Genomic DNA, 14,192 nt, shown 5'->3' with positions numbered 1-14,192 from the left:
CGCGGTCGACCCCAAACCCTCGGGAGGCTCCATGAGATACCCAGGCTTTACCTGTGCACTGGCCCTGGCCCTGTGCGCAGTTGCGGCGGGTGCCGCCGCGCAATCCATCGACGACCTGCGCAAGGACGGGACGCAGGCCGGCAACATCGCCACATACGGCATGGGCTGGTCGCAACAGCGCTACTCGCCCCTGCGCCAGATCAACACGGAGAACGTGCAGCGCCTCGTGCCCGTGTGGAACCTCAGCCTGAACCACTCGGCGAACGCATCGACGCAGCCGCTGCTGGTGAACGGCACGATGTACATCTCCCTGCACGACGCCACCGTGGCCGTCGACGCGCTCACCGGCAGGCAGATGTGGCGCACGCCGGTCAAGCTGCCCGCCGACATCAACGCCTACCTGTGCTGCGGCATCCAGAGCCGGGGCATGGCGATGCTGGATGGGGTGCTGTACCGGACCACTATCGACGCGCACGTCGTGGCGCTCAATGCGGCCGACGGCAAGGTGGTGTGGACGAAGCAGGCGGCCGACTACCACAACGGCTACAGCATGACGCACGCACCGCTGATCGCGGGCAACGTGCTGATCACGGGCATCTCGGGCGGCGAGTACGGGGCGCGGGGCTTCCTCGATGCCTGGGACCTGAAGACCGGCGAGCAGAAGTGGCACCGCTGGACCACGGCGGCACCGGGCGAGAAGGGCGGCGACACCTGGGGGCCCGGCAAGTACGAGACCGGTGGCGCCACCACCTGGCTCACCGGAACCTACGACCCGGACCTGGACCTCGTGTACTGGGGCACCGGCAACGGCAGTCCGTGGAATGCTGCCGCGCGCGGCGGCGACTCGCTGTACATCGGCTCCGTGCTCGCGCTGCGTCCGTCCACCGGCGAGATCGTCTGGCACTACCAGTTCTCTCCCGGCGATCCCTACGACTACGACGGCACCAACGAGCTCGTGCTCGGCGAACTGCCCATGGGGGGACGCCCCACCAAGGTGCTGATGCAGGCCAACCGCAACGGCTTCTTCTACGTGCTCGATCGCACCAACGGCAAGCTGCTGTCCGCGACGCCCTTCGTGCGCAAGATGACCTGGGCCAAGGGCGTCGACATGGCGACCGGCCGGCCGATCGACACCGAGCTCACGGCCATGGTCCGCAAGACCGAGCAGATGACGAGCGCGGTGGAGGTGTGGCCCAGCGCCTTCGGCGGCAAGAACTGGATGCCCATGAGCTTCGACCCGCAGCGGCGCGTCGCCTACTTCAACACGCTGAACCTGGGCATGAAGGTGAAGTACGTGCAGCAGCCACGGCCGCCGCAGCCGACCTGGTACCTGGGCCTGGAGCTGGAAGGCTTCGTTCCGCCCGAGGACGGCATGCGCGGCGCCCTGGTCGCGTGGGATCCGGCCACCGGCAAGAAGCTGTGGGAAGCGCCCAGCAAGGCGCCCTACTGGGCCGGGGTGGTCTCCACGGCCGGCGGCCTCGTGTTCACCGGCGCCCAGACGGGCGAGTTCATGGCCTTCGACGCGAAGACGGGCAAGAAGCTGTGGCAGTTCCAGACCGGCTCGGGCATCAGCGGCCTGCCGATCGTGTGGGAGCGCAATGGCAAGCAGTACGTGACGGTCACCAGCGGCGCGGCCACGGTGTACGGCGCGCTCGCCGGGGACCCGGAGCTCGCGAACGTGGTCCCGGGTTCGTCCCTGTGGACCTTCGCGCTGCAATGAGGCACCGCATCCGGCAAGCCGCGGCCGCGGCCGCCGGACTCGTCGCTACGGCCTGGCTGGCGGGCCTGGCCGTCGCGGCGGCGCAGCCCGCTTCGCCCGCGCCGTCGCCCGAGCGCGGCAAGCAGCTGTACAACAGCTACTGCGCGCGCTGCCACGGGATCAACATGGTGAACTCGGGCGCCGCCTTCGACCTGCGCACGCTCGGGCCGGACGAACACGCGCGCTTCGAGCACTCCGTCACGCAGGGCCTGGGTGCCATGCCGGCCTGGGGCAGCATCCTCAAGCCGGAGGACATTGAATCGTTGTGGACCTACGTGATGGCAGGGAAGTGAGCGGCGCTGCCATTCCTCGCTACCATCCGGGCACAAAGTAGGAAGAGGAGACAGCATGAAGAAGCCGGCCTGGCTGGCCGCCACCGCGCTCGCAGCCTTGCACGCTGCCGCGCAAACGAACGGTGGCACCGAGGCGACGTTGCGGCCCATCGTGGTCACGCCCACGCCGGGCGTCGCGCAGCAGGCCTTCGACACGCCGGCGTCGGTGGACGTGGTCACGGGCGAGCAGATGCGCAACGCGCAGTTGCAGGTGAACCTGTCCGAGCCGCTCGCGCGCGTTCCTGGCGTGGTGGCGCTCAATCGCCAGAACTACGCGCAGGACCTGCAGATCTCGGTGCGCGGCTACGGCGCGCGTTCCACCTTCGGCGTGCGCGGCATCCGCCTGTACTCCGATGGCATCCCCGCCACCATGCCGGACGGGCAGGGGCAGGTCTCGCACTTCGACCTGTCCTCCGCCGGGCGGCTGGAAGTGCTGCGCGGACCGTTCTCGTCGCTGTACGGCAATTCCTCCGGCGGCGTGATCAGCCTGTTCACGGCCGACGGCCTGCCCGGCCTGCAGGCCGAGGCCGGTGCCGCCTTCGGCAGCGACGGCGTGCAGCGCGAGAACCTGCGCTTCGCCGGCGACGTCGGCGAATGGAACTGGAACCTCGACGCGGTGCACTTCCAGACCGATGGCTTCCGCGACCACAGCGCCGCCGAGCGCACCGGCTTCAACGGCAAGGCGCGCTGGCAGCTGGCGCGCGACACGCGCGTCACGTTCGTGGCCAACGCCATCGACATGCCGCAGGTGCAGGACCCGCTGGGCCTCACGCGCGCGGAGTGGCAGGCCAATCCGAGGCAGGCCAGTCCTGCCGCGCTGCAGTTCAATACGCGCAAGTCGGTCAACCAGCAGCAGGTGGGCGCGATCATCGAACAGCGCCTGAACGACGTGCACTCGCTCCGGCTCACCACCTGGGGCGGCCAGCGCAGCACCGAGCAGTTCCAGGCGATCCCGACGGCGGTGCAGGCGCCCATCACGCACCCGGGCGGCGTGATCGCGCTGGATCGCGACTACCGCGGCGTCGACGGCCAGTGGATCGCGAAGACGCGCGCCTTCGGCGGCCCGCTCACGTTGACGGCCGGTATCCTGTCCGACGAACTGCAGGAGCACCGGCAGGGCTTCCAGAACTTCTGGGGGCCGCCGGCCACGCCGTCGGCCGTGGGCGTGATGGGCGTGCGGCGCCGCGACGAGGACAACCGTGTGCGCAGCTTCGACCAGTATGCGCAGGCGGCCTGGGAGAGCGAGCGCTTCAGCCTCACGGCGGGCGTGCGGCATTCCGAGGTGAAGTTCGATTCGACGGACCATTTCATCGTCGGCGCCAACGGCAACGACAGCGGCTCCGTGCAGTACTCGGCGACCACGCCGGCCCTGGGCCTGGTCTGGCACGTGAACGACCGGCTCAACGTGTATGGCTCGGCGGGGCGCGGCTTCGAGACGCCGACCTCCAACGAGCTGGCCTATCGCCCGGACGGCCAGTCGGGACTGAACCTGAACCTGCAGGCTGCCACCAGCCGGCAATGGGAACTGGGTGTGAAGGCGGAGCCCGTGACCGACTGGCGCGTGAACGCCGCGCTGTTCGAGGCCCGCACGGCCAACGAGATCGTCGTCGCCACCAATTCGGGCGGCCGGAGCACCTTCCAGAACGCTTCGGACACGCTGCGGCGCGGGCTCGAGCTCGCGCTCACGGGCCGCTGGGCCCAGGCGTGGTCCACCTATGCCGCGTACACCTGGCTCGATGCCACCTATCGCACCCCCTTCACCTGCGTGTCCACGGCCTGCCCGCCGCCCAACAACCAGGTGGCGTCGGGCAACCGCATGCCCGGCATCCCGCAGTCCACCGCGTATGCGGAAGTGGCCTGGACCCACCAGCCCTGGGGGTTGGAGACCGCGCTGGAGATGCGCTATATCGGCAGGATGGCGGTCGACGATCTCAACAGCGACTTCACGCCAGCCGCGACGGTGTTCAACCTGAGGCTGAGCGTGACGCAGAAGCGTGACCGCTGGACCTTCCGGGAATTCCTGCGGGTGGACAACCTCGCAGACCGGAACTATGTAGGCTCCGTGATCGTCAACGAGGGCAACCGGCGCTACTTCGAATCGGCGCCCGGCCGCACCTTCCTGCTGGGTGCGAACGCGGTCTACGCCTTCTGAGGCGCGCAAAGGAGAGGCGATGGAAAACCTGGACGTGATGGTGCTGCGGACCTTGCGCGACTGGCGCCGGGCCGGCAAGCGCGCGCTGCTGGCGACGGTGGTACGCACCTGGGGTTCGTCGCCGCGGCCGATCGGTTCGATCATGGCGCTCGCCGAGGACGGCGCCGTCGTCGGCTCCGTGTCCGGCGGCTGCATCGAGGACGACCTGATCTATCGGCACACCCAGGCCTATGCCGGCAAGGAGCCGGGCCACGAGATGCCCTCGGGCGCGCCGGGCTTCGTGAAGTACGGCGTCACCGCGGACGAGGCCCATCGCTTCGGCCTGCCTTGCGGCGGCACGCTGGAACTGCTGCTGGAATACGACCCCGACGCGCAGGCGCTGGAGCAACTCGTGCAGGCGCTGGAGAGCGGCAAGCTGATGCGGCGCACCGTGCGCCTCGCCGACGGCGCCGTGGCGCTGCAAGAGGCGCATGCGCCCGAGGAGCTGAGCCTCGCGGGCGGCGTGCTGGTCAACACCTTCGGCCCCGAGTACCGCATGCTCCTGATCGGCGCGGGCCAGCTGACCGAATACCTCGCGACGATGGCGCTCTTCAGCGGCTTCGCCGTGACGGTGTGCGATCCGCGCGAGGAATACCGCGGCACCTGGAGCGTCGCCGGCGCGCGCGTGGTGAGCGAGATGCCCGACGACGTGGTGCTGTCCTTCAAGCCGGACCGGCGCAGTTGCGTGATCGCGCTGACGCACGACCCGAAGCTCGACGACCTGGCTTTGCTGGAGGCGCTGAAGACGGACGCGTTCTACGTCGGTGCGATCGGCAGCCGGCGCAACAACGAAGCGCGGCACGAGCGCATGGTGGAACACTTCGAGATGTCCGCCGCCGACCTCCAGCGCCTGCGCGGCCCGATCGGCATCTACATCGGCAGCAAGACCCCGGCCGAAATCGCGGTGAGCATCATGGCCGAAGTGCTGGCGGTCAAGAACGGCGTCACCCTGCCGCGTGACATGGAAGTCGCGCAAGCGAAGAACCTGCGGGCAGTGCAGGCGAACGACCCCGGCACGGTCGTGTGCGGCGTCGCCGGCGGGCGCTGAACGCCGGCACTACCCTCCCGCGCTCGCGTAGCGATGCGCCTGGCATTGCTGGCTGGCCTCGCCGTAGGTGGCGCACGGCGAGCCGTCGGAGCGCGGCGGCGGCATGTCGCCGCATGCGGCCAACAGCAGCGCCAAGGCGGCAACGATGCAGGTTCTGGACATCTGGCTTCCTTTCGGGTCCCTCTGCACTGAGCTTCCCACCGCCGGCTGCCGTGGGCTATTGGCCTTACGGGCAAGGCGTGTCCCTCTGAGGGGCCGGTAGGAGCCAGGGAGTCGCACGAGGAAGAGGAACGCAGAGTGCGCAGAGGTTACGCAGAGGACGCAGAGAAAACCTTTGAAGGGGTTTCGTATTCCCTCTGCGTTCTCCTGCTCAAACGAAAAAGGACCGCGCATGCGGCCCTTCTTGCGTCAGGTTCGAGACGGACTTACATCTTCCGATAGCTGTCGACCAGCTGCTGGCCTTCCGCCCCGGCCTTCTCCAGCCATTCCTTGAGCATCTGGTCGCCGACCTTCTTCATGTCGGTCTTGAGCTGCGCGGACGGCTGCAGGATCTGCATGCCGTTGGCCTTCAGCTTCTCCAGCGTCTCGGTGTTCGCCTTCCTGCTCATCGCCCAGCCGCGGGCCTCGGCCTGCGCGCCGGCTTTCAGCAGCGCGTCCTGCGTCGGCTTGTCGAGTGCGGCGAAGGCGGCCTTGTTCACGATCACCGCGTTCTTGGGCAGCCAGGCCTGCGTGTCGTACCAGTTCTTGATGTACTCGTAGGTCTTGGTGTCGTAGCCGGTGGCGCCCGACGACATGTACGAGTCGATCACGCCGGTCGCCATGGCCTGCGACAGCTCCGCCTGCTGCACCGTCACCGGCTGCGCGCCCACCAGTTCCGCGATGCGCGCGGTCGCGGGGCTGTAGGCGCGCCACTTCAGGCCCTTCATGTCGGCCGCGGAATTCAGCGTGCGCTTCGTGTAGATGCCTTGCGGGGGCCATGCCACCGCGTACAGCACCATCAGGCCCTGGTCGGCCAGCTTCTTCTCCAGCATGGGCTTCTGCGCGCGCCACAGCTTCATGGACTCGTCGTAGCTGTCGGCCAGGAAGGGAATGCCGTCGGCGCCGAAGATCGGCCATTCGTTCTGGAAGTTCACCAGCAGGATCTCGCCGATCTGCGCCTGGCCGCCCTGGACGGCGCGCTTGATTTCGGGCGCCTTGAACAGCGACGCGTTCGCGTGCACCTGGATCTTGAGCTTGCCGTTGGTGGCCTTGTCCACGTCCTGCGCGAACTGCTCGAGGTTTTCGGTGTGGAAGTTGTTGGCGGGGTAGGCGGCGGGCAGGTCCCACTTGGTCTGCGCCGACACCGAACCGGCCAGCAGCAGGGCGGCGGCGGCCAGGGCGAACTTGGCGTTCATGAAAGCTCCGGAAGGATGAGTTTTGGAATGCGGGGAGCTTACGTGCAATTCCCACGCCGCCGGATGCGGTCTTTCCCGGGGCGCACGTGCACCTGCTGCGCTGTCCGACGCGAGTGCGCAGGGGCGTTTGCTACAGTGGGTCGATGCCCGCACAAGCGTTCGACCTGCCCACGTCCTGGGGCTGCCTCTCGGGCACGCTGGAGCTGCCCGAGGGCGACGGCCCGTGGCCGGGCGTGCTGCTGATCGCAGGCTCGGGGCCGACCGACCGCGACGGCAACAACGCGCTGCTGCCGGGCCCCATCGACAACCTCAAGCGGCTCGCCCAGCAACTCGCGGGGCGGGGCGTGGCGAGCCTGCGTTACGACAAGCGCGGCGTGGGCGGCAGCGCCTATCCGGGCCTGAGCGAATCCGCGTTGCGCTTCGAGGATCTGGTCGCCGATGCGGTGGTGCTCGCGCACCAACTTGCCGCCGACGAACATATCGCGCGGCTCAGCCTGGTGGGGCACAGCGAGGGCGCGCTGGTCGCGGCGCTCGCGGCCACGCAGGCCCATGCGCAAGGCGTCGTGTCCATCGCGGGCGCGGGCAGCCGTGCCTCGACGCTGATGCGCACGCAGATCGAGGCCCAGCTGCCGCCGGACCTGGCGCAGCCCGCCGTCAGCGCCTTGCGCGCGCTGGAAGCGCAGCAGCCGGTGGCCGACGTCCCCGACGCGCTGATCCTGCTGTTCCGCCCTTCGGTGCAGCCTTACCTGATGTCCTGGTTCCGCCACGATCCGCCGCAGGTGCTCGCCGGCCTCGCGCTGCCGGTGCTGCTGGTGCACGGCACCGCGGACACACAGCTGGCCGTGGAGCATGCGCACTGGCTGCAGCAGGGCCGCCCCGACGCGACGCTGAAGATCGTGGACGGCATGGACCACCTCCTCTCGCTGGGCGGCGACATCCCGGCCGGCACGCGCCTCGTCGCCGACGAGGTTGCGAGCTGGCTGCAGCAGCTGGACGTGCGCGTGGCGGCGTGATCTCAAAGGCCCGCGCCGGCGGGCTACATGTGCGAGGGCAGCCAGGTCGCGAGCTGCGGCACGAACCACAGCAGCAGCACCATCCCGCACATCAGGAAGAAGAAGGGCATGGTGACGCGGGCGATCCAGGTGATCTCCCGGCCCGTCATGCCTTGCAGCACGAACAGGTTGAAGCCCACCGGCGGCGTGATCTGCGCCATCTCGACGACGATCACGATGAAGATGCCGAACCACACCAGGTCGAAGCCGGCGGCCTGCACCGTCGGCAGGATCACGCCCATGGTGAGCACCACCATCGAGATGCCGTCGAGGAAGCAGCCGAGGATGATGTAGAAGATCGACAGCGCGATCATCAGCATGAAGGGCGTCAGGCCCAGCGAACGCACGAACTCCGCCAGGTGGCGCGGCAGGCCGATATAGCCCATCGACAGCGTGAGGAACTGCGCGCCCGCGAGGATCAGCGCGATCATGCAGTACAGGCGCGTGGCCCCCAGCAGCGACTCCCGGAAGGTCACCCAGTTCAGCGAGCGCTGCACGCCGGAGAGCACGAGCGCACCCACGACCCCCACCGCGGCAGCCTCGGTGGCGGTGGCGACGCCGGCGTAGATGGAGCCCAGCACGGCGCCGATCAGCAGCACCACCGGGATCAGGTGGCGCGACTCGCCCAGCTTCTGCGCGAAGCTGAGGACCTGGTCGGGTGGCGGAACGCGGTCCTTGTTCAGCATGGCCCACACGCCGAGGTACAGCGAGAACAGGCCGGCGAGCACGATGCCGGGAAGGATGCCCGCGACGAACAGGTGGGCGATGGACACGTCTGCCGTCACGCCGTACACGATCATGATGATCGAAGGCGGGATCAGCAGGCCCAGCGTGCCCGCACCCGCGAGCGATCCGACGGTGATGTCGTCGGGGTAGCCGCGCTTCGCGAGCTCGGGCAGCGTCATCTTCCCGATCGTGGCGCAGGTGGCAGCGGACGAGCCCGAGACGGCCGCGAAGATGGTGCAGCCGATCACGTTCGTGTGCAGCAGCCGGCCGGGCAGGCGTGACACCCAGGGCGCGAGCCCGCGGAACATGCTTTCGCTGAGCTTGGTGCGAAACAGGATCTCGCCCATCCAGATGAACAGGGGCAGGGCGGTGAGCGTCCAGCTCGATGCGGCGCCCCAGACGGTGACGGCCATCGCGTCGCCGGCGGGCCGGGACGAGAACAGCTGCATGCCCACCCAGGCGACGCCGGCCAGCGTGAGGCCGATCCAGATGCCGCTGCCCAGGAGCAGGAAGAGCGTGACGATCAGCAGCGTGGTGACGAGGACGTCATTCATTGTGCAAGGCCTCCTCGCTGTCGACCACCTGGCGCCGGCCGCGCAGTTCCAGCACCCATTCGTCGACGAAGGCGATGAACAGCACGATGGTCCCCAGCGCCATCGTGAGCTGGGGGATCCACAGCGGCGTGGCGTCGTTGCCGGTGGAGACGTCGTTGATCGCGTGCGACACCCAGGCGAGCCGCACCGAGTAGAAGGCGAAGAGGGCAGCGAGCAGCAGGCCCCCGGTCAGGGCCCACATCTCCAGCGCGTGCCGCTTCGCGCCCTGCAGCCGGCCGAGGATCAGTGTCACCCGAATGTGTTCATTGCGCTTCAGGGTGTGCGCCAGCGCGAGGAAGCCCGCCGCCGCCATCGCGTAGCCCGCATAGGCGTCGGTGCCCGGCACGTTGAACCCGAGCTGCCGGCTCACGATGGAGGCGAGCACCGAGACGAGCACGCCGATCATCGCCAGGGCCGCAAGCCAGGCCGAGGCATCGTAGAGAAGATCCAGCCAGCGACGCATGTCCGCCTTTCGTTGTTGTAGTCGAGCGAAAGTGTAGGGGCAGCAAGCGGCGTGCCCGCGCCCAGGCCGCCGCGATTTACCCTAGGGTTTGCGAGCGGGCGCTAGTGCCTTCTTCATAATGGCCGCCATGAACACGAAGGCGAAATGGCAGTTCTGGATCGACCGCGGCGGCACCTTCACGGACGTCGTGGGACGCCGCCCCGACGGCACGCTGGTCACCCACAAGCTGCTGTCCGATAACCCCGAGCAGTACCGCGATGCCGCCGTCGCGGGCATCCGGCACCTGCTGGGGCTCGCGCCCGGCGAGGCGATCCGGCCCGAGCAGGTCGAGTGCGTGAAGATGGGCACGACGGTGGCGACGAACGCCTTGCTGGAACGCAAGGGCGAACCCACGCTGCTGGTTACCACGCGCGGCTTCCGCGACGCGCTGCGCATCGCGTACCAGAACCGGCCGCGGCTGTTCGACCGGCACATCGTGCTGCCCGAGCTTTTGTACAGCGAAGTGATCGAGGCGCAGGAGCGCGTCGACGCCCATGGCGCGGTGGTGCAGCCGCTCGCCGAGGCGCAGCTCGGTGAAGCGCTGCGCGCCGCGCACGCGCGCGGGCTGCGCAGCTTGGCGATCGTGTTCATGCACGGCTACCGCTATCCGGCGCACGAGCAGGCAGCGCGTGTGCTGGCGCAGCAAGCGGGCTTCGTGCAGGTGAGCACCTCGCACGAGACCAGCCCGATGATGAAGCTGGTGAGCCGCGGCGACACCACGGTGGTGGACGCCTACCTCACGCCCATCCTGCGCCGCTACGTGGAGCAGGTGGCCGGCGAGATGCCGGGCGTGAAGCTGTTCTTCATGCAGTCGTCCGGTGGCCTCACCGACGCGCACGCCTTCCAGGGCAAGGACGCGATCCTCTCCGGTCCCGCGGGCGGCATCGTGGGCATGGCGCGGACGGCGCAGCTCGCGGGCCACGACAAGGTGATCGGCTTCGACATGGGCGGCACCTCCACCGATGTGTCGCACTTCGCCGGCGAGTTCGAGCGCGAGTTCGAGACACAGGTGGCCGGCGTGCGCATGCGCGCACCGATGATGAGCATCCACACCGTGGCGGCCGGCGGCGGCTCCATCCTGGAGTTCGACGGCGCACGCTTCCGCGTCGGTCCGCAGAGTGCGGGTGCGAATCCCGGGCCGGCGAGCTATCGCCGCGGCGGGCCGCTCGCGGTCACCGACGCGAACGTCATGCTCGGCAAGATCCAGCCGAAGTACTTCCCCCGGGTGTTCGGGCCGCGCGCGGACGAGCCCCTGAGCCAGGAAGCGGTGGTCGGAAAGTTCGACGAGCTGGCGCAGCGCACCGGCCGCAGCGCCGAAGAGGTCGCAGAAGGCTTCATCGCCATCGCCGTGCAGCAGATGGCCAACGCGATCAAGAAGATCTCGGTGGCGCGCGGCTACGACGTCACGCGCTACACGCTGCAATGCTTCGGCGGCGCCGGTGGCCAGCACGCCTGCCTGGTGGCCGATGCGCTGGGCATGTCGCGCGTTTTCATCCATCCGCTCGCGGGCGTGCTGTCCGCCTATGGCATGGGCCTGGCGGACCAGAACGCGATCCGCGAGCAGGCGGTGGAAGTGCTGCTCGCACCCGGCGAACTGCCCGGGATCGCGGGGCAGCTCGAAGCGCTGGCGGCTGCTGCGCGAGCGGAACTGGAGCGCCAGCAGGTGAGCGGCAACGCGGTGCAGGTGCGCCGGCGCGTGCACGTGCGCTACCAGGGCAGCGACTCCGCGCTGGTCGTGCCCTTCGGCACGCTGGAGGAGATCGTGGCCGGCTTCGAGGCCGCGTACCGGCAGCGCTTCTCGTTCCTCATGCCGGGCAAGCCGATGATCGTGGAGGCGGTCTCGGTCGAAGCGATCGTGGCCGGCGACGCGCCGGTGGAGCCGCGGCTGGCCGAGCACGCGCAGCGCGAGGTGCCGCGGCGCGAGACGGTGCGCATGTACTCCGGTGGCCGCTGGCACGAGGCTGCGTTGTGCGTGCGCGAAGACCTGCGCCCGGGCGACGTGATTGCCGGGCCCGCGATCATCGCGGAGAAGAACGCGACCACCGTCGTCGAGCCGGGCTGGCGCGCCCGCATCACGGCGCTGGACCACATCGTGCTGGACCGCGTCACGCCGCGCGCGCAGACCTTCGCCGCCGGCACGCGGGTGGACCCGGTGCTGCTGGAGGTGTTCAACAACCTGTTCATGAACATCGCCGAGCAGATGGGGCTGCAGCTGCAGAACACGGCGTATTCGGTGAACATCAAGGAGCGGCTGGACTTCTCCTGTGCGCTGTTCGACGCGGAGGGCAACCTGATCGCCAATGCGCCGCACATGCCGGTGCACCTGGGCAGCATGGGCGAGAGCATCAAGACGGTGATCCGCGAGAACCGCGACACCATGCAGCCGGGCGACGTGTACGTGCTGAACGATCCGTACCACGGGGGCACGCATCTGCCGGACGTGACGGTGATCACGCCGGTGTATCTGTCCGGGGCGCGCCCCCACCCCAGCCCTCCCCCAGAGGGGGAGGGAGCGAAGGCCGCGGGGGAGGCCCGCCCCAACGCCGCCGCAGGGGCGCGGGGACTGAAGACGGGAGCCGCGGGGAATTCACTCCCTCCCCCCCTGGGGGAGGGCGGGGGTGGGGGCACGCGCGAGCAACCGCTCTTCTACGTCGGCTCCCGCGGGCACCACGCCGACATCGGCGGCACCACGCCCGGCTCGATGCCGCCGTTCTCCACCCGCATCGAGGAGGAGGGCGTCGAGATCGACAACTTCAAGCTGGTCGATCGCGGCGTGCTGCGCGAGGCCGAGATGATCGCGCTGCTGAAGAGCGCCAAGTACCCCTCGCGCAATCCCGAGCAGAACATGGGCGACCTCAAGGCGCAGATCGCCGCCAACGAGAAGGGCGTGCAGGAACTGCGGCGCATGGTCGACCAGTTCGGCCTCGACGTGGTGCAGGCGTACATGCGGCATGTGCAGGACAACGCGGAGGAGTCGGTGCGGCGCGTGATCACGCGGCTGAAGGACGGCGAGTTCACGCTGCCGCTGGACAACGGCGCGCAGATCCACGTGGCGATCCGCGTGGATGCCGCGGCGCGCAGCGCGGTCATCGACTTCACCGGCACCTCGCCCCAGCAGGTGAACAACTTCAACGCGCCCAAGGCGGTCTGCATGGCCGCGGTGCTGTACGTCTTCCGCACGCTGGTGAGCGACGAGATCCCGCTCAACGCGGGCTGCCTCAAGCCGCTGGAGGTGATCGTGCCGGAGGGCTGCATGCTCAACCCGAACCCGCCGGCCTCGGTCGTCGCGGGCAACGTGGAGACCTCCACGTGCATCACCAACACGCTCTATGGCGCGCTGGGCGTGATGGCTGCGGGCCAGTGCACGATGAACAACTTCACCTTCGGCAACGCGCGCTACCAGTACTACGAGACCATCTCGGGCGGCAGCGGCGCGGGCGGCCTGTACGACGAGCAGGGGGCGTTGTGCGGGGGCTTCGACGGCACGAGCGTCGTGCAGACGCACATGACCAACTCGCGGCTCACCGATCCGGAGGTGCTGGAGTTCCGCTTCCCGGTGCGCCTGGAGAGCTACGAGATTCGCGCGGGATCGGGTGGTTCAGGCCGCTGGCACGGCGGCAACGGCGGCGTGCGCCGCGTGCGCTTCCTGGAGCCCATGACGGCCAGCATCCTGTCCAACGGGCGCAAGGTGCCGTCCTTCGGCATGGCCGGCGGCGCGCCAGGGCAGGTGGGCATCAACCGCGTCGTGCGCGCGGATGGCCGCGTGGAGGAACTGGCGCACATCGGCTCGGCAGAGATGGAAGCGGGGGACCTCTTCGAGATCCACACGCCGGGGGGCGGGGGCTTCGGGAAGGCCAGCGCGTAGCGAAGACGAAGGCGGGAGCGGGAGCGGGCAGCCGGACGCAGAGGTCGCAAAAAGGAGAAAGGACGCAAAAGAATCCTTCAATGGATTCCTTTGCGTCCTCTGCGTCCTTTGCGTCTTCTGCGTCCGGTTGTCCGTTCCCGCCCCCGCCTTCAGGACGCTCCCGCGGACGACTACTTCTTGGTGGCGGAAGCGGCCGGCTTGGCGGCGGCGGTCTTCTCGTCCTTCTTGGCGTCCTTGGCAGCGGCCTTCTCATCCTTCTTTTCGGCCTTGCTTTCCTTCTTCTCTTCCTTGGCGGTGGCCTTCTTGTACTCGGCGCCGTTGACGGTCAGGCCTTCCTTGGAGAGCGACGAGGCCTTGGTCTCGCCGATGCCCTTGGTGCGGGAGATGAAGTCTTCCCAGCTCTTGAAGTCGCCGTGCTTCTTGCGCTCGTCGACGATGGTCTTGGAGGTGGACGGGCCGATGCCCTTGACGCTGTCGAGCTCGGCAGCGGTGGCCTTGTTCACGTCCACGGCCGCGAAGGAGGCGGCGGCATACAGCAGGGCCAGCACGGCCAGGATTTTCTTCAGCATGCGATGTTCTCTCCAATGGTGCGTTGCTCCGGTCCGAAGCGGCCGGCCCGCTTCTAACGGCGCAACGCGCGCGTCCGTTGACGCACCGCCCGAGGGTGAACCCGGGCCGCGGTTCGCCCCCGGATCCGCCGCCGGCTCCTAGAATCCGGCTCCCGCCGTCC

At 68.8% G+C, this 14,192-nt stretch carries 11 protein-coding genes; 6 read left to right on the top strand and 5 right to left on the bottom strand.

Annotated features, from left to right (window positions below; genetic code table 11):
• Nucleotides 1-31: 31 nt before the first annotated feature.
• From JJB11_RS11580 to JJB11_RS11565, 4 genes are read left to right on the top strand one after another with little or no spacing between them, the layout of a single operon-like run.
• Nucleotides 32-1,720 carry a PQQ-dependent dehydrogenase, methanol/ethanol family gene (locus tag JJB11_RS11580; protein WP_201170762.1) on the top strand — a complete coding sequence of 563 codons (1,689 nt, stop codon included), beginning with the start codon at nt 32-34 and terminating at the stop codon, nt 1,718-1,720.
• Entirely contained in the window at nt 1,717-2,052 is a 336-nt protein-coding gene (locus JJB11_RS11575; protein ID WP_201170760.1) for a c-type cytochrome, read from the top strand. The genes JJB11_RS11580 and JJB11_RS11575 overlap by 4 nt, the downstream gene beginning before the upstream one ends.
• A 55-nt stretch (nt 2,053-2,107) precedes the next feature.
• Nucleotides 2,108-4,243, top strand: a complete 2,136-nt coding sequence (locus tag JJB11_RS11570) for a TonB-dependent receptor family protein (protein ID WP_201170759.1) — start codon at nt 2,108-2,110, stop codon at nt 4,241-4,243.
• 19 nt (nt 4,244-4,262) lie between these two features.
• A complete protein-coding gene (locus tag JJB11_RS11565) occupies nt 4,263-5,330 on the top strand; it encodes an XdhC family protein (protein WP_201170758.1) in 1,068 nt (355 codons plus the stop codon).
• 9 nt (nt 5,331-5,339) lie between these two features.
• Here the strand turns inward: JJB11_RS11565 and JJB11_RS11560 are convergent, their stop codons facing one another.
• Nucleotides 5,340-5,492, bottom strand: a complete 153-nt coding sequence (locus JJB11_RS11560) for a hypothetical protein (protein ID WP_201170757.1) — start codon at nt 5,490-5,492, stop codon at nt 5,340-5,342.
• Between the two features lie 263 nt (nt 5,493-5,755).
• The gene (locus JJB11_RS11555; protein WP_201170755.1) at nt 5,756-6,724 is read right to left on the bottom strand and encodes a TRAP transporter substrate-binding protein; all 969 of its coding nucleotides are present in this window, start codon (nt 6,722-6,724) and stop codon (nt 5,756-5,758) included.
• 143 nt (nt 6,725-6,867) lie between these two features.
• Between JJB11_RS11555 and JJB11_RS11550 the strand changes: the two genes are divergently transcribed.
• Nucleotides 6,868-7,737 carry an alpha/beta hydrolase gene (locus tag JJB11_RS11550; RefSeq protein ID WP_201170753.1) on the top strand — a complete coding sequence of 290 codons (870 nt, stop codon included), beginning with the start codon at nt 6,868-6,870 and terminating at the stop codon, nt 7,735-7,737.
• A 23-nt stretch (nt 7,738-7,760) separates the two neighbouring features.
• Here JJB11_RS11550 and JJB11_RS11545 read toward each other — a convergent pair whose 3' ends face one another.
• Nucleotides 7,761-9,056 (bottom strand): TRAP transporter large permease, encoded by a 1,296-nt coding sequence (locus JJB11_RS11545; protein ID WP_201170751.1) that lies wholly within the window; start codon nt 9,054-9,056, stop codon nt 7,761-7,763.
• The gene (locus JJB11_RS11540) at nt 9,049-9,558 is read right to left on the bottom strand and encodes a TRAP transporter small permease (RefSeq protein WP_201170749.1); all 510 of its coding nucleotides are present in this window, start codon (nt 9,556-9,558) and stop codon (nt 9,049-9,051) included. Before JJB11_RS11540 ends, JJB11_RS11545 begins: the two co-directional genes overlap by 8 nt.
• 127 nt (nt 9,559-9,685) lie before the next feature.
• Between JJB11_RS11540 and JJB11_RS25995 the strand changes: the two genes are divergently transcribed.
• Nucleotides 9,686-13,462, top strand: coding sequence for a hydantoinase B/oxoprolinase family protein (locus JJB11_RS25995; protein ID WP_201964778.1), 3,777 nt, complete (start codon nt 9,686-9,688; stop codon nt 13,460-13,462).
• Between the two features lie 170 nt (nt 13,463-13,632).
• On the opposite strand, the gene JJB11_RS11525 is transcribed toward JJB11_RS25995, so the two are convergent.
• Nucleotides 13,633-14,031, bottom strand: a complete 399-nt coding sequence (locus JJB11_RS11525; RefSeq protein WP_201170743.1) for a ComEA family DNA-binding protein — start codon at nt 14,029-14,031, stop codon at nt 13,633-13,635.
• Nucleotides 14,032-14,192 lie beyond the last annotated feature (161 nt).

This window comes from Ramlibacter ginsenosidimutans (assembly GCF_016654015.1).
Lineage (GTDB): Bacteria > Pseudomonadota > Gammaproteobacteria > Burkholderiales > Burkholderiaceae_C > Ramlibacter > Ramlibacter ginsenosidimutans.
This window is presented reverse-complemented; position numbering and strand designations above follow the sequence as displayed.